29 protein-coding genes are annotated in these 25,247 nt (G+C 35.9%); 17 read left to right on the top strand and 12 right to left on the bottom strand.

The annotated features are described in order from the left end of the window. Nucleotides 1-3: 3 nt before the first annotated feature. Nucleotides 4-738, bottom strand: a complete 735-nt coding sequence (locus ACVWY7_RS05690; protein WP_000028701.1) for a lipase family protein — start codon at nucleotides 736-738, stop codon at nucleotides 4-6. 157 nt (nucleotides 739-895) lie between these two features. On the opposite strand from ACVWY7_RS05690, the gene ACVWY7_RS05685 reads away from it, so the two are divergent. Next, the gene (locus ACVWY7_RS05685; RefSeq protein ID WP_001211116.1) at nucleotides 896-1,078 is read left to right on the top strand and encodes a YjzD family protein; all 183 of its coding nucleotides are present in this window, start codon (nucleotides 896-898) and stop codon (nucleotides 1,076-1,078) included. Between the two features lie 37 nt (nucleotides 1,079-1,115). Here ACVWY7_RS05685 and clpB read toward each other — a convergent pair whose 3' ends face one another. Continuing rightward, nucleotides 1,116-3,716 carry an ATP-dependent chaperone ClpB gene (gene clpB / locus ACVWY7_RS05680; RefSeq protein WP_073526146.1) on the bottom strand — a complete coding sequence of 867 codons (2,601 nt, stop codon included), beginning with the start codon at nucleotides 3,714-3,716 and terminating at the stop codon, nucleotides 1,116-1,118. Between the two features lie 211 nt (nucleotides 3,717-3,927). Further along, a complete protein-coding gene (locus ACVWY7_RS05675) occupies nucleotides 3,928-4,107 on the bottom strand; it encodes a YjzC family protein (RefSeq protein WP_000531418.1) in 180 nt (59 codons plus the stop codon). 492 nt (nucleotides 4,108-4,599) lie between these two features. Between ACVWY7_RS05675 and ACVWY7_RS05670 the strand changes: the two genes are divergently transcribed. The 3 genes from ACVWY7_RS05670 to ACVWY7_RS05660 all read left to right on the top strand — a co-directional run bounded on the left by ACVWY7_RS05670 (nucleotide 4,600) and on the right by ACVWY7_RS05660 (nucleotide 5,853). Next, a complete protein-coding gene (locus ACVWY7_RS05670) occupies nucleotides 4,600-5,409 on the top strand; it encodes a Cof-type HAD-IIB family hydrolase (protein WP_001041235.1) in 810 nt (269 codons plus the stop codon). 105 nt (nucleotides 5,410-5,514) lie between these two features. Next, nucleotides 5,515-5,655: a hypothetical protein gene (locus ACVWY7_RS05665; protein WP_000516816.1), complete on the top strand. Its 141-nt coding sequence runs from the start codon at nucleotides 5,515-5,517 to the stop codon at nucleotides 5,653-5,655. After that, nucleotides 5,656-5,853 (top strand): DUF3813 domain-containing protein, encoded by a 198-nt coding sequence (locus ACVWY7_RS05660; RefSeq protein WP_000527402.1) that lies wholly within the window; start codon nucleotides 5,656-5,658, stop codon nucleotides 5,851-5,853. A gap of 25 nt (nucleotides 5,854-5,878) precedes the next feature. Here ACVWY7_RS05660 and ACVWY7_RS05655 read toward each other — a convergent pair whose 3' ends face one another. Continuing rightward, nucleotides 5,879-6,736 carry a YitT family protein gene (locus ACVWY7_RS05655; RefSeq protein ID WP_000364443.1) on the bottom strand — a complete coding sequence of 286 codons (858 nt, stop codon included), beginning with the start codon at nucleotides 6,734-6,736 and terminating at the stop codon, nucleotides 5,879-5,881. Between the two features lie 100 nt (nucleotides 6,737-6,836). Here ACVWY7_RS05655 and ACVWY7_RS05650 point away from each other — a divergent pair, with 100 nt between their 5' ends. Further along, nucleotides 6,837-6,968 (top strand): DUF3941 domain-containing protein, encoded by a 132-nt coding sequence (locus tag ACVWY7_RS05650; RefSeq protein ID WP_001120845.1) that lies wholly within the window; start codon nucleotides 6,837-6,839, stop codon nucleotides 6,966-6,968. Between the two features lie 129 nt (nucleotides 6,969-7,097). Then, the gene (gene prsA / locus ACVWY7_RS05645) at nucleotides 7,098-7,955 is read left to right on the top strand and encodes a peptidylprolyl isomerase PrsA (RefSeq protein WP_001214197.1); all 858 of its coding nucleotides are present in this window, start codon (nucleotides 7,098-7,100) and stop codon (nucleotides 7,953-7,955) included. Nucleotides 7,956-8,003: 48 nt separating this feature from the next. On the opposite strand, the gene ACVWY7_RS05640 is transcribed toward prsA, so the two are convergent. Next, nucleotides 8,004-8,858 carry a CvfB family protein gene (locus tag ACVWY7_RS05640; protein WP_000281269.1) on the bottom strand — a complete coding sequence of 285 codons (855 nt, stop codon included), beginning with the start codon at nucleotides 8,856-8,858 and terminating at the stop codon, nucleotides 8,004-8,006. A gap of 239 nt (nucleotides 8,859-9,097) precedes the next feature. Here ACVWY7_RS05640 and ACVWY7_RS05635 point away from each other — a divergent pair, with 239 nt between their 5' ends. Further along, a complete protein-coding gene (locus ACVWY7_RS05635) occupies nucleotides 9,098-9,589 on the top strand; it encodes a YajQ family cyclic di-GMP-binding protein (RefSeq protein WP_001040153.1) in 492 nt (163 codons plus the stop codon). An 837-nt stretch (nucleotides 9,590-10,426) separates the two neighbouring features. On the opposite strand, the gene ACVWY7_RS05630 is transcribed toward ACVWY7_RS05635, so the two are convergent. Both ACVWY7_RS05630 and ACVWY7_RS05625 read right to left on the bottom strand, forming a co-directional pair. Beyond that, nucleotides 10,427-11,311, bottom strand: a complete 885-nt coding sequence (locus ACVWY7_RS05630) for a helix-turn-helix domain-containing protein (protein WP_073526149.1) — start codon at nucleotides 11,309-11,311, stop codon at nucleotides 10,427-10,429. A 250-nt stretch (nucleotides 11,312-11,561) separates the two neighbouring features. Beyond that, on the bottom strand, nucleotides 11,562-12,917 hold the full coding sequence (locus tag ACVWY7_RS05625) for an alpha-amylase family glycosyl hydrolase (RefSeq protein ID WP_142395509.1): 1,356 nt from the start codon (nucleotides 12,915-12,917) through the stop codon (nucleotides 11,562-11,564). A gap of 158 nt (nucleotides 12,918-13,075) precedes the next feature. Between ACVWY7_RS05625 and ACVWY7_RS05620 the strand changes: the two genes are divergently transcribed. Then, nucleotides 13,076-14,308 (top strand): ammonium transporter, encoded by a 1,233-nt coding sequence (locus tag ACVWY7_RS05620; protein WP_001055843.1) that lies wholly within the window; start codon nucleotides 13,076-13,078, stop codon nucleotides 14,306-14,308. Nucleotides 14,309-14,583: 275 nt separating this feature from the next. On the opposite strand, the gene katB is transcribed toward ACVWY7_RS05620, so the two are convergent. The 3 genes from katB to asnB all read right to left on the bottom strand — a co-directional run bounded on the left by katB (nucleotide 14,584) and on the right by asnB (nucleotide 19,105). Beyond that, nucleotides 14,584-16,050 (bottom strand): catalase KatB, encoded by a 1,467-nt coding sequence (katB, locus tag ACVWY7_RS05615; protein ID WP_105988983.1) that lies wholly within the window; start codon nucleotides 16,048-16,050, stop codon nucleotides 14,584-14,586. Nucleotides 16,051-16,109: 59 nt separating this feature from the next. Continuing rightward, nucleotides 16,110-17,069: a ferrochelatase gene (gene hemH, locus ACVWY7_RS05610; protein WP_000727360.1), complete on the bottom strand. Its 960-nt coding sequence runs from the start codon at nucleotides 17,067-17,069 to the stop codon at nucleotides 16,110-16,112. A gap of 188 nt (nucleotides 17,070-17,257) precedes the next feature. Beyond that, on the bottom strand, nucleotides 17,258-19,105 hold the full coding sequence (asnB, locus tag ACVWY7_RS05605; protein ID WP_000333968.1) for an asparagine synthase (glutamine-hydrolyzing): 1,848 nt from the start codon (nucleotides 19,103-19,105) through the stop codon (nucleotides 17,258-17,260). Nucleotides 19,106-19,343: 238 nt separating this feature from the next. Between asnB and ACVWY7_RS05600 the strand changes: the two genes are divergently transcribed. Continuing rightward, the gene (locus ACVWY7_RS05600; protein ID WP_000616043.1) at nucleotides 19,344-19,898 is read left to right on the top strand and encodes a DUF2777 domain-containing protein; all 555 of its coding nucleotides are present in this window, start codon (nucleotides 19,344-19,346) and stop codon (nucleotides 19,896-19,898) included. 58 nt (nucleotides 19,899-19,956) lie between these two features. On the opposite strand, the gene ACVWY7_RS05595 is transcribed toward ACVWY7_RS05600, so the two are convergent. Further along, on the bottom strand, nucleotides 19,957-20,322 hold the full coding sequence (locus tag ACVWY7_RS05595; RefSeq protein WP_000233490.1) for a YisL family protein: 366 nt from the start codon (nucleotides 20,320-20,322) through the stop codon (nucleotides 19,957-19,959). A 150-nt stretch (nucleotides 20,323-20,472) separates the two neighbouring features. Here ACVWY7_RS05595 and rocD point away from each other — a divergent pair, with 150 nt between their 5' ends. Together rocD and ACVWY7_RS05585 are read left to right on the top strand one after the other, a co-directional pair. Next, a complete protein-coding gene (gene rocD / locus ACVWY7_RS05590) occupies nucleotides 20,473-21,663 on the top strand; it encodes an ornithine aminotransferase (protein ID WP_000616652.1) in 1,191 nt (396 codons plus the stop codon). Between the two features lie 104 nt (nucleotides 21,664-21,767). Continuing rightward, nucleotides 21,768-22,052 (top strand): hypothetical protein, encoded by a 285-nt coding sequence (locus tag ACVWY7_RS05585; protein ID WP_000925338.1) that lies wholly within the window; start codon nucleotides 21,768-21,770, stop codon nucleotides 22,050-22,052. A gap of 36 nt (nucleotides 22,053-22,088) precedes the next feature. Here ACVWY7_RS05585 and ACVWY7_RS05580 read toward each other — a convergent pair whose 3' ends face one another. Then, nucleotides 22,089-22,988, bottom strand: coding sequence for a fumarylacetoacetate hydrolase family protein (locus ACVWY7_RS05580; RefSeq protein WP_001241726.1), 900 nt, complete (start codon nucleotides 22,986-22,988; stop codon nucleotides 22,089-22,091). A 247-nt stretch (nucleotides 22,989-23,235) separates the two neighbouring features. Here ACVWY7_RS05580 and ACVWY7_RS05575 point away from each other — a divergent pair, with 247 nt between their 5' ends. The 6 genes from ACVWY7_RS05575 (at nucleotide 23,236) to ACVWY7_RS05550 (ending at nucleotide 25,239) form a co-directional block, all read left to right on the top strand. Beyond that, complete coding sequence (locus tag ACVWY7_RS05575) at nucleotides 23,236-23,415, top strand: aspartyl-phosphate phosphatase Spo0E family protein (RefSeq protein WP_000462851.1); 180 nt, start codon at nucleotides 23,236-23,238, stop codon at nucleotides 23,413-23,415. A 96-nt stretch (nucleotides 23,416-23,511) separates the two neighbouring features. Next, nucleotides 23,512-23,733 (top strand): spore germination protein GerPA, encoded by a 222-nt coding sequence (gene gerPA / locus ACVWY7_RS05570; protein WP_001111188.1) that lies wholly within the window; start codon nucleotides 23,512-23,514, stop codon nucleotides 23,731-23,733. A 14-nt stretch (nucleotides 23,734-23,747) separates the two neighbouring features. After that, nucleotides 23,748-23,954: a spore germination protein GerPB gene (gene gerPB, locus ACVWY7_RS05565; protein ID WP_001012512.1), complete on the top strand. Its 207-nt coding sequence runs from the start codon at nucleotides 23,748-23,750 to the stop codon at nucleotides 23,952-23,954. Between the two features lie 67 nt (nucleotides 23,955-24,021). Continuing rightward, nucleotides 24,022-24,636, top strand: a complete 615-nt coding sequence (gene gerPC, locus ACVWY7_RS05560) for a spore germination protein GerPC (protein WP_001070766.1) — start codon at nucleotides 24,022-24,024, stop codon at nucleotides 24,634-24,636. A 6-nt stretch (nucleotides 24,637-24,642) separates the two neighbouring features. Beyond that, the gene (gene gerPD / locus ACVWY7_RS05555; RefSeq protein ID WP_001052802.1) at nucleotides 24,643-24,837 is read left to right on the top strand and encodes a spore germination protein GerPD; all 195 of its coding nucleotides are present in this window, start codon (nucleotides 24,643-24,645) and stop codon (nucleotides 24,835-24,837) included. A gap of 15 nt (nucleotides 24,838-24,852) precedes the next feature. Next, nucleotides 24,853-25,239, top strand: a complete 387-nt coding sequence (locus tag ACVWY7_RS05550) for a spore germination protein GerPE (protein WP_000902315.1) — start codon at nucleotides 24,853-24,855, stop codon at nucleotides 25,237-25,239. Nucleotides 25,240-25,247: the final 8 nt, after the last annotated feature.

Below are 25,247 nucleotides of genomic sequence, written 5' to 3'. Positions count from 1 at the left end.
GCTTCACAATTCTTCTTCATATTTTTTAAAGAAATCAGTCGTTTGCCTAACCATTTTATATTTCACATCTTGCAGATGGAATAAAACAGAAGTATCACATTGATTCAATTGCCTCATTTTCTCGTATTTACGTAACAACTGTTTTCTTCCTCTTTTTTCTTGTGTTGATACAAAAATTTTAACAGGTACACAAGACGGAAGAAGCGTAAATGATTTCTTATTTATTTTTGCTTCTAATTCTTCTTCTTTGGAATCATACGCCAAACTTAATTCCTTCAAGAGTCTCTTATAAAAAAACTTATGCTCTTTCTCAAACTCCACATATTCTGGTAAATCTAAACACGGATTTAACATAATGACAGAACGTATACATTCAGGGTATTTGTTCATCATTTCAAGCGCTACAAGTGCCCCCATACCATCTGCCATAATGTGCATTTTTGCATTTAATGTCTCTTTTCTCAAAACAACGTCATATAGGCGTTTTGCTAGACGAACAGATTGATCGTTTCCCCAATGTCTTCCGTATAAATTAGAAGAAAAGACCGTATAGCCTTCCTCAATAAGGCCGTGTAAAAAATAAGATCTACCCGCATGTTGTGTCCATAAACTTGTACCATTCTCAATAAAGTAGTTGTAATCCCCAAGAAGCATGACAGAAAATCCATTTGGCTTCTCCGGTAAATAAATAACGCATGGTTCTTTTTCTAAGTAAAAAAAACGTTCCGTAATACTCATTTTTCCCCCGCCTTATTTTCTAAACGTATAAAAAGTACTCTTTTATAATGTATGAACAGAATGCAAATTTGCGTTGAAAAATCTACAAATATTTTTCTATATTCTTTTTTCAATTGTGTTACAATAAGGACAGATTGAACGAATAGAGGTGTAAAATATGCGTTTCATTTGGGCATTAATTTGGTCGTTCTTGCTTGTACATATGATGAGCTACGTAATCGGCTCTATGACTGGCGGTACATACGATTTTAACCAAGCGTCTATTTTCTCAGTTGTTCTTGCAGTATTAGTACTAGCGATTTCAGCTGCAATTCCAAACGAGCCAGTAGAACAGCACTAAAAAAAGAGTCCGGATTTTATCCGAACTCTTTTTTATTTTACTTCACATGAACGACTAATTCGTTATTTTCTACATCAACCACTACATGACTATTGTCAGTAATCGTACCTGCAATTAATTCTCTCGCTAATTTCGTTTCCACTTGACGCTGTACATATCGTTTTAACGGGCGAGCTCCATACATCGGATCAAAGCCGGCTTCTACAACAAATTCTTTCGCTGCTTCTGTTAATTGTACCGTAATATGACGGTCAGCTAAACGACCTTGTAATTCTTTTACAATTTTATCAACAATACCTTTAATTTCATTCGTTGTAAGAGGTTTGAATAAAATAATTTCGTCGACGCGGTTTAAGAACTCTGGTCGGAAATGTCCTCTCAATTGCCCCATTACAAGGTCTCTTGATTCCTCTTTAATCGAACCATCTTCTTCTAATCCATCTAGTAAATGAGCAGATCCAATATTTGAAGTCATAATAATAACTGTATTTTTAAAGTCCACTGTACGACCTTGCGAATCTGTAATGCGTCCATCATCTAACATTTGTAATAAAATGTTGAATACTTCTGGATGTGCTTTTTCGATTTCGTCTAATAAAATAACGGAATACGGTTTACGTCTTACTGCTTCTGTTAATTGACCGCCCTCTTCATATCCAACATATCCAGGAGGGGCACCAATTAAGCGTGACACAGCGTGTTTCTCCATATACTCAGACATATCAATACGAATCATTTGCTCTTCACTATCAAATAAAGACTGCGCTAACGTTTTGGCAAGCTCTGTTTTACCAACCCCTGTCGGTCCTAAGAAGATGAAGGAACCAATTGGACGGTTCGGATCTTTAATACCAGCGCGAGCACGAAGAACCGCGTCTGACACTAAGCTTACTGCTTCCTCTTGTCCAATGACACGCTCTGATAAGATTTGCTCTAAGCGTAATAATTTCTCGCGTTCACCTTCAACAAGTTTAGCAACAGGAATACCAGTCCAGCGTGAAACAATATCAGCAATCTCTTCTTCACTTACTTCCTCACGTAATAAACGATTTTCTTGTTTATTATTTGCGCCCATTTCTTCTGCTTCTTTTAACTCTTTTTCAATTGCAGGAATTTTTCCGTGGCGAAGTTCCGCTGCTCTATTTAAATCGTAATTACCTTCTGCTTCTTCTAATTCACGGCGCAGACGCTCTAAATGTTCACGTAAGTCACGAACTTTGTGAATATCTTCTTTTTCTTTCTCCCATTTCGCTCTCATGCTACTTGCCACTTCTTTTAAATCCGATAATTCACGTTGCAATGTTTTGAGGCGTTCTTGGCTACCAAAGTCCTTCTCTTTTCCAAGAGCCGCTTCTTCAATTTCCAGCTGCATAATACGGCGCGTTACTTCATCTAATTCTGTCGGCATAGAATCAATTTCTGTACGAATTGTTGCGCACGCTTCGTCAACAAGATCAATTGCTTTATCCGGTAAGAAACGATCCGAAATATATCGATCTGATAAAACGGATGCCGCTACAATTGCGCGGTCATGAATATTTACACCATGATAAATTTCAAAACGCTCTTTTAAACCACGTAAAATAGAAATGGTATCTTCAACAGTTGGTTCTTCTGCTAATACTTGTTGGAAACGTCTTTCTAGTGCTGGATCTTTCTCAATATATTTACGATATTCATCTAGTGTTGTCGCCCCGATACAATGCAGTTCACCACGCGCAAGCATCGGTTTTAACATATTCCCTGCATCCATCGCACCTTCTGTTTTTCCAGCACCGACGATTGTGTGAAGTTCATCAATGAATAATAAAATGCGACCTTCACTCTTTTTAATTTCATTTAATACAGCTTGCAAACGCTCTTCAAACTCACCGCGGAATTTCGCACCGGCTACAAGCGCACTCATATCTAACGCAAAAATTGTTCTATCTTTTAACCCTTCAGGTACATCCTTCTTCACAATACGCTGTGCTAACCCTTCAACGATTGCTGTTTTACCAACACCTGGCTCACCAATTAAAACAGGGTTGTTTTTCGTTTTACGTGAAAGAATGCGGATCACGCGGCGGATTTCACTATCGCGGCCGATAACAGGGTCAATTTTCCCTGCTTTCACTTCTGCCACTAAATCACGACCATATTTTTCTAACGCTTCATAAGTTGCTTCTGGATTTTGACTAGTCACTCTTTGATTCCCCCGAACTGTCATTAAAGACTGTAATAAGTTGTCTTTCGTAATATGAAATCTTGTGAATAATTGGCTTATATCGCCTTTTTCTTCAGTAAAAGCAAGCAATACATGTTCAACTGAAATGTAATCATCTTGCAATTTCTCTGCTTCTTTTCCTGCTCTTACAAGCAGTTGTTGCAGGGCACCTGTTATATATAATTTACCTGCTTCTGCACCGCTTCCCGTTACGGAAGGCTTTTTCTTAATTAAATTTTCTACGCCTTGTTTTAATGCTTCTATATCGACATTCATTTTTTGAAAAATACGTACTGCTAGCCCATCTTGCTCTTCTAATAATGTAAACAAGAGATGAACAGTATCTACTTCTTGATGGTGATGAGATACCGCTAAAGATTGGGCACTCATAATCGCCTCTTGTGTTTTTGTTGTCATTTGATTTAAGTCCATCTTTACAGTCCTCCAAATGTTTGACTTTCTTTGACCTTTGATTTGATTATACGCCAACTGACTTTTTTATACAATAATTTTGCTTATGTATTTTCAAACTTATTATTAGAAAAAGAAAACAGGAACATGCATTGATGCAGTTCAAAACAATACGGTAAATGAAATTATAATGCGTAATGAAAAAAAGCCGCAATAACGATTGCGGCTCCTGTTACGGTTTTCTTTTATACGTCCACTGACGGTTATGATTCGTGTTATCTGGAAACTTGTCACCAGCAGTTAGTTTCACCATTTGCGGATCTTTCACCATACTTCCCGTTTCACCAATTTCCACGTAAATGCCATCATTCGGCGCTTTTTGTCCAGAACGAAACCTGCGATTTTGTCCCATTTCCATTCTCCTTCCATGACGTCTTTGCCTCATTAGTATATCCATTTTAAAAGAAAGCTTTTCTGTCATGTTTAGGAAACAAGTACTACATTCCGTTCTTGTACATATACATGAATGACACAAGCTTAAAGCAGGGATTTCGTTCCTATTTGTAGAAAAAAAAGAAACCAACCTACTATAGGCCAGTTTCAAAGGAGAGTCAAACATATACGAGAAGATTACATGTTCATTATAAGCCTCATCACACGAGCAATGTAACCCTTTTCACAATTTGTACATAATGAAAGAAACATTGTTTGAACTTTCTAAAAAGATGTTGACTTTTCTTAATTTCCAGCGAGAAATAGTAGACACCGCAGCACTTTGCGACGTAAGATGGATATATAGTGAACTTTCCATCTTTGGTGGTCTCACCCAGTCTAACCTCTTATTTCTGCATATAAAAAACGGAAATACAGATAAAAACAAAAAAATATTATAAGAGGTGAAATTATGAACAAACAACATTTAATCGCACTAGACTTAGACGGCACTTTATTAACAGACAACAAAATAATTTCCACTCGAACGAAACATACAATTGCAAAAGCAAAGGAACAAGGACATATTGTCGTTATTTCAACAGGACGTCCATTCCGCGCTAGTTATGATTACTATAAAGAACTTGGTCTAAATACACCAATCGTAAACTTTAATGGCGCTTACGTACATCACCCTCTTGATTCAAAATGGGGCACACATCACTCTCCTCTTGAGCTAGCAACAGCGCAAGAAATTGTCCGAGCTTGCTTTGATTTTGGCGTAAAAAATATATACGCTGAAGTAATGGACGATGTGTATGTTCGTGAAATTGATGAAGATAAAAAACATATTTTCGAATTCGGTTCTCCAAATATTTTTACAGGAGACTTATTAAATATTTTAAACGATCATCCAACTTGCTTATTAATTGACGCACATGACGAGCATTCCAGTGCAATACGTCAACATTTAACTGATATGCACGCTGAAGTAATCGACCATAGAAAATGGGGCGCACCTTGGCCAATTATTGAAATTGTAAAAAGCGGATTAAATAAAGCTGTTGGACTACAAAAAATTTCTAGCCATTACAACATTCCACAAGAGCGAATTATCGCTTTCGGTGATGAAGATAACGACTTTGAAATGATTGAATTTGCTGGTCACGGCATCGCAATGGGAAATGCCATTCCTGAATTAAAATCACTCGCAAACCATACGACGCTAACGAACGAAGAAGATGGTATTGCACTATATTTAGAAGAGGTTCTTGGGTTGTAATCTAAAAATTCCCTGCTTATAGTTTCTCGCCAAACGCTCATACTATGATTAGACGCACAAGTCAGCGCGTCGATTGTTTTCAGCTAAATAAAGGGGGTTTTTCGAATGGGTAAAAAGAACAAATCAAAACGTTTTATCCAACAAGGAGCCGATGCTGTTATGAAGCATGATGCAAGATTCCCGTACAGAGGTACATTAGCTGAGGCAGAAAAAGCGAGAAGTAACTCTTCTTTTGGAGGGGTCTAAATGGGGAACTTACTATTTCAACAAGCTAGAGATGCTGTTGCAAATGCCGTATCTTGTTCGAGCGGCGTCGAGCAACAAGATCTCGTATATAGAGCAAAAAATGCTTTGCAATCCGCTTACGCAAATTCTTCAACTGCTGAAAAAGTTCAGCTACGTGAAATGCAGGAGCAGTTGCAAACTATTACGAATTTACATTAAAAAAGAGGACCAACTTTGGTCCTCTTTAATCTTTTCGAAACAATCCAAATACCCCAACCGTTTGCAGTACATTTGTAAATGCACCTGGGTCCACTTGTTTAATAACCCTCTCTAATTCATACAGTTCGTAACGAGTAATAACAATCATTAACATTTCCTTATTTTCATTCGTATAAGCACCCGTTGCCGGTAGAGTTGTAATCCCCCTCACTAAGCGTGAGTGAATCGCCTTTCGTACATCCGCCCCATTCTTCGTAACGATTAACGCCGTAATCTTCACATGACGCGTATGAATCGCATCGATGATTCGCGTTGAAACATACAAAGTCACCAAAGTATATAATGCTTTTTCCCATCCATACACATAACCAGCGGCGATAATAATCAGTGCATTAAAGAAGAAAAAATACGTACCGACAGGCTTGTCTTTAATCTTTGACAAAATCATAGCAATAATATCTAAACCACCTGTAGAAGCCCCCCACTTTAACGCAATCCCTACCCCAATTGCCGAAATAAGCCCGCCAAAAATCGCATTTAATATGATATCGTTCGAAACAGCCCGAACTGGGATAATTTCTAAAAACAAAGTCATAAATATAACACAAAGAAAACTAAAGAAAGTAAAAGCCTTCCCGACCTTTTTCCACGCTAAAATAACGACAGGAATATTAAACAAACTAAACAATACCCCCGTTGATATATGAATGGATAAAAAATCACCTAATATTTGCGATAACAATTGAGACAATCCAGCAAAGCCACTCGCATACACTTTCGCTGGCGTTAAAAATAAATTCATTCCAATCGCGTTTAACAAACCTGCGATGATTACAACGATTAACTTCTTTATAAGTTCGGTATAATTCAACTTCAAATCCATTTCCAATCCACCCTTATTATTCATGAATACACTGCTATACATAGTCTTTACGAAAAAGGAAATGATAAACGTACAACGTTTAGAAATGGAGTTGATACATATGCCACATACAAGTGATAACGACAAAAAAGCACGCGATAACAATGCAAAGCGTGCGCAAAAAAATGAGCAAGAACAAAAGAATATAGAACAAGGTAAGCGTGCTTATTCTAAAAAGACCGATCACCTTTGATCCCATCGTACATCAACAATATTGTTGATGTACTTTTTTTACATTTTACAGGAAAAAACATTGAAAATTCACTTCATGTTCACTTCTATATTCTACAATAGCGATAACATATTCGGATGAGGTGTTAGCATGAGAGGGAAACACATTTTCATTATTACTGCACTAATAAGTATATTAATGCTAGCTGCTTGCGGGCAAAAAAATAGCTCGGCTACAGTCGCTACGGCAACAGACTCAACCATTACGAAGAGCGACTTCGAAAAACAGTTGAAAGATCGTTACGGAAAAGACATGTTATACGAAATGATAGCGCAAGACGTTATCACGAAAAAATATAAAGTATCTGACGATGATGTAGAGAAAGAAGTACAAAAAGTGAAAAATCAATACGGAGATCAATTCACAGCTGTACTAGAAAACAATCGTTTAAAAGATGAAGCTGATTTTAAAAAACAAATTAAGTTCAAACTTGCTATGAATGAAGCAATTAAAAAAAGTGTTACAGAAAAAGACGTGAAAGACCACTACAAACCAGAAATTAAAGCGAGCCACATTTTAGTAAGTGACGAAAATGAAGCAAAAGAAATAAAGAAAAAATTAGATGCGGGTGCATCATTTGAAGAACTAGCAAAACAAGAATCGCAAGACCTACTATCAAAAGAAAAAGGCGGAGACCTTGGATATTTTAATTCAGGTAGAATGGCACCTGAATTTGAAACTGCTGCCTATAAACTAAAGGTCGGACAAATTAGCAATCCCGTTACATCACCAAACGGTTATCATATTATTAAATTAACTGATAAAAAAGAGTTAAAGCCCTATGATGAAGTGAAAGACTCTATTCGTAAAAACTTAGAAGAAGAACGTATTGCTGATCCTACATTCAGTCACAAATTACTACAAAAGGAATTAAAAAAGGCAAATATTAAAATAAACGATAGTGAGTTGGAAGATACATTTACTATTGTTTCTTCGCAAGGAAATTAAAAAAGCACAACCTTATCTTTTTAAATAAGGTTGTGCTTTTTATTTCCTTTATTTCTTAAAGTACGTCCAACCTTCTTCTTGGTAAACCTTTTCTTCTTTCATCAACTTACCAAGCGCACGCTTAAATGCAGCTTTACTCATATTGAAACGTTCTTTAATGTCTTCTGGATAGCTCTTATCCCAAAACGGCATTGCTCCGCCTCGTTCTTCCATATATGCATAAATCACTGCAGCATCATCTTCCATTCCTTCTTCTTTACGAGGAAGAAGCGAAATGTTAATTGTACCGTCATCTTTTACGTCAATAATACGACCTGTTACGCGCTGGCCGATGCGGACTTGTTCTTTTCTTTCTGTATGGTGTAAAAATGCACGGAAATGCTCATCTGTTAATACGAATGAACCAACTTGAAGTGAACGATACACACGTCCATTTACATTTTTATTACGCATAGATGGCGTCGCCTCTACAACGATTTCTTGCATATCACTATCTCTTGCCGGAAGAGCAATTAAACGATCACGATTCGTTAATTTTAACGTACAATATAATTCATCTCCAACTTCTGGCCATACTGGCATATAAATTGGGAATTCATCAGCTGGAATTAGTATATCTTTTGATACACCAATATCAACAAACACACCTAAACTAGGAATAACTTCTACAACCTTTACCCAGTTCCAATCATACGTCGTAATAATTGGCTCCTTCATTGTTGCCGAAATACGATTTTGGTGGTCAAGGTATAAGAATACATCAATCGTATCGCCTTCTTCAATTTCTCCAGCTACTTCATTTTTATGTAGGAAAATTTCTTCTTCTTCATTTCCAACCATATATCCAATTTCCGTTTCGCGTAAAACAGTTACCTGTTCAATCGATCCTATTTGTAAATACATATTTTTTTAATTCCCTTCTATATATATAAAATTAACTTTTTTATCTTTTTATCATTCCAAACAAAAGTTAATTATAACACGATTTTTCCTTTATTTGTCCAACTGCCCAAAATTCACTATAATAAAATGAGGTTACATCATTATAAGTACGAAAACACTTAAGTCTAAGCTCGTTTTCAGCTATACTTTAGTATGTACAATACATAAAAAGATTAGAAATTTATTTGGAGGTGCTAACTATGGCAAAAGATAGTTCTTTTGACATCGTTTCGAAAGTAGAATTACCTGAAGTAACAAACGCAATTAACACTGCATTAAAAGAAATCCAAAATCGATATGACTTTAAAGGAAGTAAAAGTGATATTAAACTTGAAAAAGAAGTACTTGTTTTAACTTCTGACGACGAGTTCAAATTAGAGCAAGTAAAAGACGTTCTAATTTCTAAACTTGTAAAACGTAACGTTCCAATTAAGAACTTAGATTACGGAAAAGTTGAAGCGGCAGCTGGTAACACTGTTCGCCAACGCGCAACACTTCAACAAGGTATCGATAAAGATAACGCGAAAAAAATTAACAACATCATTAAAGAAATGAAATTAAAAGTAAAAACACAAGTACAAGATGATCAAGTACGTGTTACAGCAAAAAGCCGCGATGACTTACAAGCAGTTATCGCAGCAGTTCGCAGCGCTGATTTACCGATTGACGTACAATTTATTAACTACCGCTAAAAAGAAAAACATCCTCTGCACAGAGGATGTTTTTCTTTTTAGCGGGTAGAAACAATATGACGAGGACAAGAAGGTATTTGTGGTGAAAATTGCTGAGTGAACAATGTTTATTCATGCGAATATCTTACAGGTGACCGCGTCGTTAGGCTAGGTCTCATTGTAGAATTTTTTTATACATGGAATTGAGCATGTCCTTTTAAAAATAAGGAAAAGACACCTTAGAACATTTCCCTTCAACTTGAAGCACTTTCTTTATCAATTGAATCCCAAACCAAAATCCCTCTTCCTACTCAAGCGTAACAATTTATGAGTATAAGAATATTTTCCACCCTTCAATGTAATGTAAAATTAATAAGGAATCTTATTCCGTAAAAAAAGTTAATTATAAAAGAGTTAGAAGTGGTTATTTGAAGAAGTTAATATTATGTTTTTTATTGGCTATACTCTCTCTAAATATGACAGGATGTTCTAATAATATAACTACACCAAAGGATAAATCTAATTGCATTCACAAAGCTTGGTACAAAAAAACTACGTTATGTAATAATTTAAAGAAACACTAAATAGTTGATGATAAAGCTCATAAAAAAAACACACTTTAAGTTGCCTTCCTCTTACTTGAACCATCTTAACTTTAATATGGAAGGAAAAGAAGTATAAAGTGTTAATAAGGATGCAGATTTCAAAATAGAAAGTACGTTAAGTAAACTTTCATTAAAAAATTCATATTAAGTAATAATATTTTAGAATTAAGTTTATAAAAAATATTAAGAGGTTTATAAGTGTAAAACCTACAGGAACTTTTCCTGTAGGTTTTATTGTACTATAAGTAGTTATTTAGCAATTATGTTTTTCGAAATATCCTTCTTTAATTATTTGTAATTTTTTTTCGTTTTTTGTTAATTCAAATATAAATAACGCTGTTTTCATGTTATCAGCAACTTCTTCTTTATTAGATTGTTCAAGCTTTAATAAATTCGAACCTTTTTCATAGTATAGTTCACCCAATAAGTATAAAGTATTTAGATTAATAGCTAATTTGATACCCTTATCAATGTATTTTTTTGCTTCTTCGTATTGATATGTGTAATTTAAACATTTTGCTAAATTATAAATAATTTTTAATTTAATTTCTTTATCTCTAGGAAAATCTAACTTATCAAAATTATTTAAACATCTTTTTAATATATTAATACTCTCTTTATATTCTTTATTTTCTGCATGAAATATAGCCATTGTCTGCATAATATCTATTTCTCTCTCTGTTAAAAAATCAATATTCGTTACAGTTATTTTTAATGCATTATTCAAAAGAGTTAAAGCTGTTTTTATTGAGTTATTCATACGATATATAGCAATTGCTTCATGCCATATTAGAAATTGTTTATCTTCTTTCATTCGAAAATTATTTAAGTTTTTTTCTTTTGTTACTATTTCATAAAGCTCTTTATATTGATGTTGTCTTATACAGTCTTTCATTACGCATTTTGCATTTTCTATATATTTTAATTTTTTGTTTTGAGTTAGTGCAAATATATTATTTGGATCAATACCAAGCCTTTCTGATAATTGATATAACAATATACTAGATGGATAAATCACACCTTTTTCAATCTTGCTAATTTGACTTTGTGAACATATTCCATGACATAATTCGGATTGTGATATATTTTTTTTAATTCTAAGTTCTTTAATGGTAATACCCAAATCGTAAAATTCCATTTTCTCTCCTCAAATATAACCCTTAATGAGTATAAAATTATTTTTCATCTTTTAATGTAATGTAAAATTAGTATAGTTGCAATTATTGTTTCTTCTATATGTTCTTTTCACTTCTTTGCTCAGATGCATTTCGAGGCGCGAGTCTTACTTCACAGAAAAACAGGTTAAGGAGAAAGTCTTCTCTTTAACCTGATCTTAGGAGCAACGCCTTACCTTAAACTGAAGACGATCTACTAAAGAAAATCGTCACTCATTTCCGTCTCTTTTTAACCGCAATTAAAAAAGTAATAAATAATACGTTCACACCAACTATTAAGGAGATAAATAACCAATTCACACCTGTTTCTCTATTAACTTTATACACATTTGATTCTTCACGCTTTAAAACGAGATAAAACTTTCCATTTTCTTCTCTTATAATTTCATCTTCTAACAATCCTCTTAACTCTTGTTTTTCACCAATCGTACTTGCAGGTAAAGCAACTTTTTGCGTCTCTTTCGTATTATTAATCGCTACTAATGTGACTTCACCTTTATACTTTCGTTTTAGTACACTCATTCCATTTTTATCGTATAAGAGTTCAAATGTACCGCGTCGTAAAGATGGTCTCGTTTGTCTGAGTTCACCAAGTTTTGTTATATGCTGCATAAACTTTTCATCCGATTTGAAATCCATTAATCGTCTATTATCTGGAGTATCCCCTCCATCTAATGCAATTTCAGTCCCGTAATAAAAATTCGGAATGCCTGGTGATGTCAATAAATATGTAAGAGCTAGTTTCAAACGCGATGGCGGATAATTCATATTTTCCTTTACAATACGAGCAAATCTTTTTGTATCTTGATTATCTAAAAATGTAATGAATTCCTCGTCTTTTTTACTCACATCATATAAAGATTTTACCGATACGTCCGCTTTAGAAAACGATTCTACTATTTTTTCGTTGTATTCACTATCTTCTTTTGTCATAACTCGAAAATCTTTTTTTATCACTTGCATATCTTTTTGCACATCATCCCAAAAAGCAGGAGACTTTTTTTCACTATGCATTACATAACTTGCATCTAAATCAACTTCTTTGACCCACCATTTCATCGAGTCGATTACTTGTTGTTCGTTTTCTCCAAGCGGAAATTGAAGTATAACTTTCATTCCTTTTGCATGAGCTTCTTGCACAAGTTCTTTTACATCATTTTCTGTTCCGAAATGTTCATTTACCTTCTGAAAATTGCGCACGTCTACTCCATCGTATTTTACACTTTCAAACAGCGGCGAAAGCATAACAGTGGTAAATCCTATTTCTTTTATGTAATCCAGTCTTTTTATAATGCCTCTTATATCTCCGCCCTGATATCCTTCTAAATTACCAACTTCTAACTGTTTGTCATTTTTCGGTTCCCCATTATTGAAACGATCAATCATAATGGAATATATAACTTCATCTCGCCACTCTCTTTTTTCGTCTGCAAATGTATGTATTGGTACAAACAAAACGACAGCTAAACAAAAACAAATGAATAGTTTCCTAGTATGTATTTTCCCCACACGCATCCCCCACGTTTTTAATTGTAAGAATATTATACCAATTATCCGAACGAATCGCATACGTTGATTTCATTCTTATTAAATTAATACACGTTAGATTTTCTGACATAACACATGAAATTTTCTGAATTTTTAGTTGATTTTTCTTTTCACTTCGAATATGATATGAAACATAACAAATTGATGTTATTTTTTCTAACATTACAGGAGGAGAGAGAATGAATATGGGAGATACGGTTTTTATGTTTGTAGCGACAGTAATGGTCATGTTAATGACACCAGGATTAGCACTTTTTTATGGAGGGATGGTTCGCAGTAAAAACGTACTCAGTACGACAATGCATAGTTATAGCGCGATGGCTATCGTTTCGATTCAATGGATTGTAATTGGTTATTCTTTATCATTCGGACCAGATTGGCATGGACTTATCGGCACACTCGATTGGTTCGGTTTAAATGGAGTTACCTACGCACCAAATCCAGACTATTCATCTACTATTCCTCACAATTTATTTATGATGTTTCAACTCATGTTCGCTATTTTAACTCCTGCTTTAATTTCAGGTGCATTTGCCGAAAGAATGCGATTTTCAGCTTTCCTTATTTTCATCCTTCTATGGACAACGATCGTTTACAATCCTGTCGCTCATTGGGTATGGGGCGTTGGCGGATGGCTAAGAGAACTGGGCGCGTTAGACTTCGCTGGCGGTAATGTCGTTCATATTACATCTGGTGTGGCTGGCCTCGTATTAGCTATTTTCCTTGGAAAACGAAAAAACATAAACGGTACTTCTCCTCATCATTTACCATTTACGATGCTAGGCGCTGGGCTGCTATGGTTCGGTTGGTTCGGTTTTAACGTCGGAAGCGCATTATCTTTAAATGATGTAGCTTTAACAGCATTTATTAATACGAATATAGCCGCTGCTGCCTCCGCATTAACTTGGATGCTTTCAGAGTGGTTCTTTCAATCAAAACCGACTGCGATGGGAGCTGCCTGTGGCGCCGTTTCCGGTCTAGTCGCTATTACACCAGCTTGCGGGTTCGTTACACCTTTTTCCGCTCTTCTTATCGGAGCGATTGGCGGCGTATTATGCTTCGGGGCAGTCTTTTTCTTAAAAACAAAATTCGGATACGACGATACACTCGATGCATTCGGATGTCACGGCATCGGCGGAACTTGGGGCGGAATTGCGACAGGACTATTTGCAACTACTGCCGTAAACGGCGATGGCGCTAACGGATTATTTTACGGAAACGCCGCGTTGCTATTTAAACAACTTGTAGCAATCGGCGCAACATATGCATTCACAATTATAATGACGTACGCCATTATTAAAGCAATCAACTTCTTCCTCCCTGTCCGGGTCGATGAGCATGAGGAACATATGGGACTTGATATTTCGATGCATGGGGAGAAAGCTTATGAGTATACTGAGCGAGTGAACTAAAAAAAGAGATGCAATCTATTGATAATAGATTGCATCTCTTTTTTTGCATTTGTCGGCACTGCATACCCTAAGCGGTATTACTGTAAATATATCAGCGATTCTTCGGATATATCGACGATTTTTCAAATATATCAGCGATTATTTCAATATATCGACGTTTCGACACAAGATATCGATTTACCACCAAATTCCGACATAAAGAAAATGAAGAATACCCGCTTGTAACTTTACACTTAAAAAAAGACGACCGTTTCATAACAGTCGTCTTTTCCTATTTATTTCGGAGCATTTCCTACATATTGCGTAATATCAACGTTTAATGCTTGCGCTAAACGCATACCGTACTCTTGATCTGCACGGAAGAAGTTACATACAGCTAGTAATTTCGTACGTTCATTTACGTCTTTTAAGTCACTTGTTAAGTTTGCAATTAAGTTGTCTTGCTCTTCTTTAGAGAATGAACGGTAACGCTCACCTGCTTGTTTGAAATCATTTGGTTTGTCAATTTTTTCACGAGATACATAGCCTTCTACTTTCATAGTTGAATCGCGGTAAGTTGGGTCTTCAACTGGATTTTCAGTATGACGGCTCGGTTCGTAGTTAATTGTAGATGGGTTTTGATTGATTTGCATCGCACCATCACGTTGTTGATTATGAACAGCTGCGTACGGGCAGTTTACAGGAATTTGTAAGTAGTTCACACCAAGACGGTAACGCTGTGTATCTGGATAAGAGAATAAACGACCTTGTAATAATTTATCTTCAGATGGTTCAATACCATTTACAGTTGCACTTGGAGAGAACGCTACTTGTTCTACTTCTGCGAAGAAGTTTTTCGGGTTACGATTTAACGTCATTGTTCCTACTTCCATTAATGGGAAGCGATCTTCTGGCCATACTTTCGTCGGATCTAACGGATCGAAATCTAAAGAATCTGTTTCCTCTAATTGCATTACTTGTACGTGTAAATCCCATTTCGGGTAATTTCCTTTTTCGATTGCATCGAACAAGTCACGAGTTGCATGGTTGAAGTCTTTTCCTTGTACTTCTTGCACCTCTTTTGCACTTAAGTTACGTACACCTTGCTGTGGTTTCCAGTGATATTTAATGTAGACGATTTTACCTTCTGCATTAATCCATTTAAATGAATGTACACCGAAACCTTCCATTTCACGATAGCTTGCTGGTGTACCGTAATCAGAAAATACCCATGTCATCATATGTGTAGATTCTGGACTTAACGTCATGAAATCCCAGTAACGATCTGGTGTTTGAATATTTGTATCAGGTGCTGGTTTTAAAGAATGCACCATATCAGGGAATTTAATTGCATCACGAATGAAGAAGACTGGTAAATGGTTACCTACAATATCGTAATTTCCTTCTTCTGTATAAAATTTAACAGCGAAACCGCGTGGATCACGTGCTGTTTCAGGAGAACCTTGACCATGAATAACCGTTGAAAAACGAACAAACACAGGTGTTTCAGTTCCTTCATTTTGTAAAAATGCTGCTTTCGTATATTTCTTCATGCTGTTTTTCGTTACGAATACACCGTGAGCACCTGCACCACGTGCATGCACAACACGCTCTGGAATACGTTCACGATCAAAGTGAGCTAGTTTTTCTACTAAATGATAGTCTTCTAATAATACTGGTCCACGGCGACCAGCTGTACGAGAATTTTGGTTATCTCCGACCGGAGCACCTTGGTTTGTTGTTAAGCGATTATTTGGATTCATCTAGGGGGATCCTCCTCTTTCTTTCATAGTAATTATTATTTATTTAAAATTATTATAAATTAATTATTATTCAAAATTAGTTCTTTGTCAACTATTTCTTTCATTTTTTTGGAAACAATTGTAGCTAAACAATCAATAAATGAAGATTGTGCATTCGGCATATTTGGTCTAAAATACGCAGCATTTAATTCATCCGTCACAACTTTACACTCGTAATCGTTGTCATATAAAACTTCTAAATGCTCTGCCACAAAACCGACTGGACAATATATGAAAGATTCATATCTATGCTCTTCAAATAAATCTCTCGTTAAATCTTGTACATCCGGTCCAATCCATGGATCAGATGTATTTCCGGCACTTTGCCAACCAATTGTATAGTTTTGAATATTTGCAGCTGCTGCGATTAAATCCGCTGTATGCTGCAATTGCTCCACATAAGGGTCACCTGCTGCAATAATTTTTTCTGGTAAACTATGCGCTGAAAAAATTACGATCGCTTTCTCTTTATCTTCAATTTTTGTAAATGTTTCTTTTATTTGATCTGCCCAATACGAAATAAACTTCGGTTCATCGTACCATTGGTCAATCGGCTCAATAACAGGACCACCTATTTCCTCCGAAAGACGAATTGCACGCTCGTTATATGCCTTAATGCTAAAGGTAGAATAATGCGGCGCTAATACGATACTAATCGCTTGCTCAATTCCATCGCGCTTCATCTCTTCTACTGCATCTTCTATAAACGGCGCAGTATGTTTTAAGCCTAAGTAACAATTAAATTCATACTCTGTAAACATATTATTCATTGAGTCTGTTAATTTATGCGCTTGCTCTTTCGTAATTTTTGCAAGCGGTGAAATTCCGCCAATTGCTTTATAGCGCCCGATTAAATCTTGGAGCGCTTCTTCGGATGGCTTACGCCCATGACGAATATGTGTATAATATGCTTCTACTTCATCTAATGAATCCGGCGTTCCATACGCCATTACGAGTAAACCTATTTTTTTCTTTTTCATCTATATAACACCTCAATTTTATAAATGAGAATCTTTTTCAAGAACATTTGTTTCCAATTATAACAACTAATAATAAGTACGTAAAGATAATTATTCTAAATAAGTATTTTTTCTAATATGATTTTGAATTTTATATGACAATTTATTTAATAAAAAGCGACTTACTTATAAAGTAAGTCGCTTTTCTCCTATTCTTTAATATTTACTCCATATTCTTTAAACCAAACATGAATTTGCGCTAAATGAGCTAAAAGCTGTGGCCCAGTCATTAATTGACCATACCATGGCGTTTGGAATGCACTGCCGCCTGACTCAATTAATCCACTCAGCTGTTCTTTATCAAATAGCTCGTGTAAAATTGAGCCTTTATCCGTTAATAAATCTTTTATCCATACTGTTACTGCTTTCGTATAGTGCGGATTATGTGTTTTTGGATACGGGCTCTTCTTTCTATATAAGATCTCATTTGGAAGTAACCCTTCTAACGCTTTACGCAATAGACCTTTTTCGCGGTTTTTATACATTTTCATTTCCCAAGGAATATTCCACGCATATTCGACAAGTCGGTGATCCGCAAATGGAACGCGCACTTCTAAGCTTGCCCCCATACTCATGCGGTCTTTTCTGTCTAATAATGTTGTCATAAACCATACCATATTTAAATAAAATAATTGGCGTCTTTTTGCTTCTAGCGGACTTTCCCCATCTAAAATAGGAACTTCTTGAATGGATTCTTCATAGCGCTGCTGTACATATTGTTGTAAATTTAATTTATTTCTCCATTCTTTCTTTAGCAATTGTTCACGCGCTTCTGTAGAACGCATCCACGGAAATGCACTCGATTGTAAATCATCTTCTCTATAAAACCATGGATAACCACCAAATATTTCATCTGCACATTCCCCAGATAAACCGACGACAAAATCTTTTTTAATTTCGCGGCAAAACCATAATAATGACGAATCAATATCTGCCATACCAGGCAAATCACGAACGAGTACTGCTTCTGTTAAATACTGCGCTAATTGTTCATTTGAAATGACGCAGCGATGATGGATCGTTTGAAACGTCTCAGTCATCAAATGAATAAATGGTGCATCTGAATTTGGCTGAAACGCATTTGCTTTAAAGTATTTGTCATTATCTTCGTAATCAACCGAATACGTGTGTAATTGACCTTTTCCCGATTTTTCGTATTCTTTCGCAGCAATTGCTGTTATAGCGCTTGAATCTACACCACCTGATAAAAAAGTGCATAATGGTACATCAGAAACGAGCTGCCTTGTAATCGCATCTTGTAATAAAAAGCGTGTTTTTTCTACTGTTTCTTCAAAAGAATCTTCATGCTTTTTACTTTCTACATTCCAATATCTCCATATACATAAACCGTTCTTCGAAAATGTCATCGCATGACCTGGACGTAATTCTTTTATACCAGCATAAATACCGTGACCAGGCGTTCTAGATGGTCCAAGGCCAAATATTTCAGATAATCCTTCTAACGTCACTTCCGCCTTCACATCTGGATGCGCCAATATCGCTTTTAACTCTGAGCCAAATAGTAATCGCCCACTGTCATATTTATAAAATAGTGGTTTTACCCCTAATCGATCGCGCGCAATAAACACTTGTTCTTTCTGTTCATCCCATACAGCAAACGCATATATACCGTTTAAATGATCGACACATTCTTCTTTCCATTCGATATAAGAAGCTAATAATACTTCCGTATCAGAGTGACCTTTGAACGTATATCCTCTTCTTAATAGTTCCTTTCGAATGTCTTCCGTGTTATACAGTTCGCCGTTATAGCAAATTGCATAATTTGCTTCATCCTTTAAACAAGTCATCGGCTGTTTACCACCTTCAGGATCAACAACGATTAACCGTTTATGCCCAAATGCGACATTGCCTTTAATCCAAACTTTATTATCATCCGGGCCACGCTTCGCTAACGTCTCAGCCATCTTCGTAACGACGTCCCGTTCTCCTTCTAATGAGCGTTTATAATCCACCCATCCTGTAATCCCGCACATATAAATCATCCTTCCATCTTATTTCTTTTCTTGAACGTACAGTAACCCCACTCTAAAAGTGCGGATCAAAAAAATGACAAACTTGACGATAACCTACTATCCACATACGGAATAGCATTTTCACTCAGTAAAACGTGTTTTATTGTATGCCCACCTATGTCCGGATGTGTCTAGTTATAAAGAATGCACGAACTGTCTATAACAGAGATAACTACTTTTCATAAAGGAGAAATCGTGTATGATACAACGTAAACATATTTTATATAACCAGCCCCGCGCTCATACAGTCGGTAATGTAGAATATATAAACAATGAATGGATATTCTTTGATGACGAAAATGAGGAAGCATTTTTATTAGAAGAGATTGCCGAAGATGGCTTTGAGATTTTATATAACAACAACTGGCTACCAGCGCGTTTCTATGAACAAGATGTATTACAAATCGCCGACGAACAGCATCATTTACAAAACGGGGAAATGATACGAATTCGAAAAAAATTACTTCTTAGCTATAAGGAATGGCTTGAGGAGTTACCTGATTCTGTTTTTACCTTATTAACAGAATCATTGCAATCCCTTCATTACTCTTTATATGATTGCATGTATTGTCATAATTATTTATCCTTCTTACCGAAAGAGGAAACATGTGAAGGAGTAAATATTCTTTTATTCGATAACGAAGAAATGATTTGTTCACTGCAGCACCATTTCGTCCGTCACTCTTCTTCAAACAAAAATATGTTCCGTTTTACGAAAGTAAACGGAGAAGAGTTGCATATCGATGCAACCTAAAATAAAAAACCACCTTATCTCCCAAACATTTGAGATTATAAGGTGGTTTTATTTTTTATTAGAATACTTGCCAACCAATCGGTAATTTCAGTCCAAGGTAAAATACTGCTACTAGTGCAACAATAAATAGCCCCCAAACTGCCCCTGTTGCTTTGTTCTTGCTCATTTTCACAAGAACCATTTCCATTCCACCGATAACTAAAATACCAGCTATCATTTTTAAACCATACCACATGTGCATGTTACTTGTTGCAGTCTTCATAATACCCATGTACAACATGAAACCTGTCACAATAATGATAATGTACATAAGACGAAGCCCCATATGTACACCTTTACCTTTTCTTCCTGCTGAATAAAGTGAATACGCAACAAAGAATAAAATTAAACCTAACGCCCATGCTGTAATATGCATATGTACCATCGTATCCCTTACCTCCTCTTTTCACACTTTTTCACTCTATATGATAACATGTTCATTTATTTTCAGGAAATGTTTCGCTTTTTTACATTTAAATGATATAATATTTAGAGTATTTACAAACTTCTTGTAATAACAAAAGGGGGAACAATCATGATTCAAACTAAGGATATCATCGAACTTACAGACACATACGGGGCAAATAACTATCACCCACTTCCAATCGTTATTTCTAAAGCAGAAGGCGTTTGGGTAGAAGATCCTGAAGGAAACCGCTATATGGACTTATTAAGTGCATATTCGGCAGTAAACCAAGGTCATCGTCACCCAAAAATTATTAACGCTTTAATTGACCAAGCTAATCGTGTTACGTTAACTTCTCGTGCTTTCCATAGCGATCAATTAGGTCCTTGGTACGAAAAAGTTGCGAAACTAACTAATAAAGAAATGGTACTTCCAATGAATACAGGTGCAGAAGCTGTTGAAACTGCAATTAAAACAGCTCGCCGCTGGGCTTATGATGTGAAGAAAGTAGAAGCAAATCGTGCTGAGATTATCGTTTGTGAAGATAATTTCCACGGACGTACGATGGGTGCTGTTTCTATGTCTTCAAACGAAGAGTACAAGCGTGGATTCGGTCCAATGCTTCCTGGCATTATCGTAATTCCTTACGGTGATTTAGAAGCGTTAAAAGCTGCTATTACACCAAACACAGCTGCATTCATTTTAGAGCCAATCCAAGGTGAAGCAGGAATTAACATCCCACCAGCTGGTTTCTTAAAAGAAGCTCTTGAAGTATGTAAAAAAGAAAACGTTTTATTCGTAGCAGATGAGATCCAAACAGGTTTAGGCCGTACTGGTAAAGTATTTGCTTGTGATTGGGACAATGTAACTCCTGACATGTACATACTTGGTAAAGCACTTGGCGGCGGCGTATTCCCAATCTCTTGCGTAGCAGCAAACCGCGACATTTTAGGCGTATTCGAGCCAGGTTCTCACGGTTCTACATTCGGTGGTAACCCACTTGCATGTGCTGTTTCTATCGCAGCTCTTGAAGTGTTAGAAGAAGAAAAATTAACAGAGCGTTCTCTTCAATTAGGTGAAAAATTAGTTGGGCAATTAAAAGAGATTGATAACCCAATGATCACTGAAGTTCGCGGTAAAGGTTTATTCATCGGTATCGAATTAAACGAGCCAGCTCGTCCTTACTGTGAACAACTAAAAGCAGCTGGTCTATTATGTAAAGAAACACACGAAAATGTAATTCGTATCGCACCACCACTAGTAATCTCTGAAGAAGATTTAGAGTGGGCGTTCCAAAAAATTAAAGCGGTATTATCGTAATAATAGAGAGTCTGTCCTACACGTTAGGACAGACTCTTTCTTTTTTTAGTAGTTTATCGTAAAATAAATTTAATATTCTGTCTTTTTACGAAAGGGGTAGTTATATGCTTTTGAAATACGGCAAACATATTAACTATTTAGCTACTATTCTTATTTCCATTACATTCATCGGATTCCTATTATCCACAACATTACTCAGTCACTACTCAACGCCTCATACATTCATGCTACTTAAAATTTCATTTTGGGCTGCCGTTTTCCTTACAGCTATCGGGTTTGGTCGCGAAAGAAGCTCTCTTGCCGTTATACTAATCGGAATTTGTACATTAATACTCATCGGATTATATATTGTTGCTATTTTAGATTTTTTCAATATCCCACAGCCATAAAAAAAGAGCTATCTAGTAATAAGATAGCTCTTTTCTTCACTTCACTACATTTCGCAAAGTACCAATTCCTTCTACCGTAATGACCACTTCATCACCCGCATGTAAAAACTTCGGTGGTGTGAAACCTTTTCCGACACCAGCTGGGGTTCCTGTTGCGATAATATCTCCAGGTTCTAATGTCATTCCTTTACTTATCGTTGAAATGATTTCTTCTATTGAAAAAATCATTTTATTTGTATTTGAAGTTTGCCTTACTTCCCCATTTACTATCGTTTCAATGTGTAACGCATTTGGCGCATTAACTATCGATTTATGAATTAAATACGGTCCCATCGGACAAAATGTATCGAAACTTTTTCCAAGGAAAAATTGTTTATGCTTCCTTTGAATGTCGCGAGCAGTTATATCATTTATAATGGTATAACCAAAAACATGCTCAAGCGCTTTTTCTTTTTTTATTTGTTTCCCTCGCTTACCAATAACGATAGCTAATTCTCCTTCATAGTCTAATTCATTTGTTGCGTGGGGATGACTATTAATTTTTTCATCCATTCCAATAACTGTCGTTGGCGCTTTCGTAAAGATCATTATATTTTCTGGAATTGACTCTACTCCGCCCATTTCTATCGCATGCTCACGATAGTTTTTTCCAACGCACAAAATATTTTTTCTTGGCCTTGGAATTGGAGCTAATATTTTCACTTCAGTTAACGGATAGTACGCCGTCTCTCCATTTTCCTTCGCCCAATTTACAATATCACATATTTTTTCAAAACATTCGGTTCCTCTTTCAATACACTCTAACATTGTAATGGGGATTGTAACCTTTTCTCCCTTTTGCCTTTGCGCTTCTCTTAAGTGCAATACCTTTTCTTCCTCTTCATCCACAATACCTACAAATACCTTTTCTTCTTTTTTCGCCGTTACCAAACGCAATATTTCCACTCTCCATCCTAAAACTCATACCTTTTAATTGTATTCGCATCCGTAAGAAAAAAACCTTCTCATACACGCTAATTTTTACAATATTCTTCTCATACCCTATTCGTTACTCCTTTATCATTTGGCATAAAATGTAGAAATTTTACTTTTTTTAGCGAAGGCATTTCTTTTTTATGAAGTTTTTGTATAATATGTACTACATATATACAAAAAATTTCATTTAGAGATGGAGCCGATTTCAATGTTTGAGCAAGCGATTGAAAAAAAACGTGAAAAAATGATTTATTTTGCTGAACGCTATGGAATGACTTCTCAAAAAACAGTGGATTGTAGCCAAGAACTGGACAGGCTCTTAAATGTAATTTGGCATGTACATACGGATGTTCACCCTAACCAAACACTCGATACGCACACGCAATAACGTGTGTGTTTCTTTTATTTCAAAAAAACACACATTTTATTGAAAACGCCCATACAATAATAGAAAAGAAAACTTTAAAAACGAAAGGTGTTTTGTATGCCAGCTATGGTCGGACATATTCGTATCGTCAATATTGGATCAAGTGGTATTTTTCATATTGGAGATGTATTTGCGATTAGGCCTATTAGTTATTCACGCGCTTTCGCGGGGGCCGGCTCTTTTAACGTTGGAGATAACGTTTCTGTCTACAATTATCAAAGTGCAACGACTGTTAATGATTCAGATGTCGTCGATCAAGCGATAATTGGTTCAACTTAAAGGGGGCGATTGTATTGAATTTTTACGTAAACCAAAGCATCATCATTAACAGCATTAAAATTGATAGCATTACAACGTCTTCTGTATTCCAAATTGGTACTGCTGGAAGTATTAAATCCCTATCTAAATTCTCAAATACTGGCGGATTTACAGAGCCCCTTCGCCCATTACAGGCGAAAGGACAAATTATTTCTATCAAACCATCAACTAGTTCTTCTTAAGACATCCTTGTCATAAATATATAGTAGGAATATATTTACCCTCCCTATTGAAAAGGAGGTTTCACAAATGAATCAAGATATATATACTTACTTACACCAACTTCAACAAGCTCTTCAAGTACAACAAGCAACTATTCTTAACTTAGAAGATCAAGTTCGTCAATTACAAGAAGAGCTTAATGAATTAAAAAATCGCCCCTCCTCTTCTATAGGAAAAGTGGAATACAAATTCGATCAATTAAAAGTAGAAAATTTAAATGGCACTTTAAATATTGGATTAAATCCATTTTCAACAAAAGAGCAACAAATTGAGGATTTTCAAGTTGATACAGAAACTTTGAAGGTCAATCCTGAAACAGATACAAACCCAGACTTTTACCAAGGTATCCTTCAGGAAATGCATCGTTACTTAGATGAAGAAGCATATAATCGAATTCTCCATTTTGAACAAGAAGAGAGAACGCCACTCGATGAAATGTATCGACAAATGATGGTTGATGACATAAAAAAACAGATGGAGCATCGACTTCCTTATTACTTATCACAAGCACAATCATATGAAGGGATTTCAACGGATCCAGATTATTTACGAGATATCATTATCCAAGCAATGAAACATGATATCGACAAAGCCTTTCTATCTTTTATTCAACACATACCGGGCAATTTCCGAAAGGAGTAAGTATGTATGAACCTTAACGTTGTAAATCGCGAGTTCAAAGTCGGACAGATTAAAATGAACGGTGTATCATCGTCTGCACTCTTTTTAATTGGGGATGCAAATTTCCTCATACTATCTTCTATTCTTGATACACCATTCGAAACTGTTACAGAGGGGCCATTTGTACCATTAGTAACAGATGTCCCTCCTACTCCAGGTTAAGGAGACTGATAAATTATGTTACATCATGTGTCTGCTGTCCAAAATGTTTCTATTGTTTCGTTAGGAATTGCTGCTGTGTTTCAAGTTGGAGATGCCAATCAAATGGAATTAAAAAGTCGAGCTCTTGCCGTCCACCGGGAATTCCCTTGTTATATAAAAGACGAAGGCCGCTTAGATGCATTTGAAATCTTTACAGATGAATACATCACAATCCCGAAACGAACGACAGATGTAAAATTAAACATTGTAAATGAATGTCCTTTTATTGAAGTGAATAACGTTGAATTGCGCACACTTTTAAACTCTGGTGGATTTCAAATTGGAAATGTGGATTATGTTTTTAATAACTCTCGTATTATGCAAATTCGCCAATATATTACGGATGAACCTTCCGCACAATAATTCATATA

The organism is Bacillus sp. TE9106W, from assembly GCF_054062215.1.
The sequence above is the reverse complement of the archived record's forward strand: the minus strand, read 5'-3'. Positions and strand labels throughout refer to the sequence as shown.

Bases quoted from the DNA above. Each gene is read 5' to 3' on its own strand.
- ACVWY7_RS05690 (WP_000028701.1), bottom strand. From the start codon at position 738: ATGAGTATTACGGAACGTTTTTTTTACTTAGAAAAAGAACCATGCGTT.
- ACVWY7_RS05685 (WP_001211116.1), top strand. From the start codon at position 896: ATGCGTTTCATTTGGGCATTAATTTGGTCGTTCTTGCTTGTACATATG.
- clpB (WP_073526146.1), bottom strand. From the start codon at position 3,716: ATGGACTTAAATCAAATGACAACAAAAACACAAGAGGCGATTATGAGT.
- ACVWY7_RS05675 (WP_000531418.1), bottom strand. From the start codon at position 4,107: ATGGGACAAAATCGCAGGTTTCGTTCTGGACAAAAAGCGCCGAATGAT.
- ACVWY7_RS05670 (WP_001041235.1), top strand. From the start codon at position 4,600: ATGAACAAACAACATTTAATCGCACTAGACTTAGACGGCACTTTATTA.
- ACVWY7_RS05665 (WP_000516816.1), top strand. From the start codon at position 5,515: ATGGGTAAAAAGAACAAATCAAAACGTTTTATCCAACAAGGAGCCGAT.
- ACVWY7_RS05660 (WP_000527402.1), top strand. From the start codon at position 5,656: ATGGGGAACTTACTATTTCAACAAGCTAGAGATGCTGTTGCAAATGCC.
- ACVWY7_RS05655 (WP_000364443.1), bottom strand. From the start codon at position 6,736: ATGGATTTGAAGTTGAATTATACCGAACTTATAAAGAAGTTAATCGTT.
- ACVWY7_RS05650 (WP_001120845.1), top strand. From the start codon at position 6,837: ATGCCACATACAAGTGATAACGACAAAAAAGCACGCGATAACAATGCA.
- prsA (WP_001214197.1), top strand. From the start codon at position 7,098: ATGAGAGGGAAACACATTTTCATTATTACTGCACTAATAAGTATATTA.
- ACVWY7_RS05640 (WP_000281269.1), bottom strand. From the start codon at position 8,858: ATGTATTTACAAATAGGATCGATTGAACAGGTAACTGTTTTACGCGAA.
- ACVWY7_RS05635 (WP_001040153.1), top strand. From the start codon at position 9,098: ATGGCAAAAGATAGTTCTTTTGACATCGTTTCGAAAGTAGAATTACCT.
- ACVWY7_RS05630 (WP_073526149.1), bottom strand. From the start codon at position 11,311: ATGGAATTTTACGATTTGGGTATTACCATTAAAGAACTTAGAATTAAA.
- ACVWY7_RS05625 (WP_142395509.1), bottom strand. From the start codon at position 12,917: ATGCGATTCGTTCGGATAATTGGTATAATATTCTTACAATTAAAAACG.
- ACVWY7_RS05620 (WP_001055843.1), top strand. From the start codon at position 13,076: ATGAATATGGGAGATACGGTTTTTATGTTTGTAGCGACAGTAATGGTC.
- katB (WP_105988983.1), bottom strand. From the start codon at position 16,050: ATGAATCCAAATAATCGCTTAACAACAAACCAAGGTGCTCCGGTCGGA.
- hemH (WP_000727360.1), bottom strand. From the start codon at position 17,069: ATGAAAAAGAAAAAAATAGGTTTACTCGTAATGGCGTATGGAACGCCG.
- asnB (WP_000333968.1), bottom strand. From the start codon at position 19,105: ATGTGCGGGATTACAGGATGGGTGGATTATAAACGCTCATTAGAAGGA.
- ACVWY7_RS05600 (WP_000616043.1), top strand. From the start codon at position 19,344: ATGATACAACGTAAACATATTTTATATAACCAGCCCCGCGCTCATACA.
- ACVWY7_RS05595 (WP_000233490.1), bottom strand. From the start codon at position 20,322: ATGGTACATATGCATATTACAGCATGGGCGTTAGGTTTAATTTTATTC.
- rocD (WP_000616652.1), top strand. From the start codon at position 20,473: ATGATTCAAACTAAGGATATCATCGAACTTACAGACACATACGGGGCA.
- ACVWY7_RS05585 (WP_000925338.1), top strand. From the start codon at position 21,768: ATGCTTTTGAAATACGGCAAACATATTAACTATTTAGCTACTATTCTT.
- ACVWY7_RS05575 (WP_000462851.1), top strand. From the start codon at position 23,236: ATGTTTGAGCAAGCGATTGAAAAAAAACGTGAAAAAATGATTTATTTT.
- gerPA (WP_001111188.1), top strand. From the start codon at position 23,512: ATGCCAGCTATGGTCGGACATATTCGTATCGTCAATATTGGATCAAGT.
- gerPC (WP_001070766.1), top strand. From the start codon at position 24,022: ATGAATCAAGATATATATACTTACTTACACCAACTTCAACAAGCTCTT.
- gerPD (WP_001052802.1), top strand. From the start codon at position 24,643: ATGAACCTTAACGTTGTAAATCGCGAGTTCAAAGTCGGACAGATTAAA.
- ACVWY7_RS05550 (WP_000902315.1), top strand. From the start codon at position 24,853: ATGTTACATCATGTGTCTGCTGTCCAAAATGTTTCTATTGTTTCGTTA.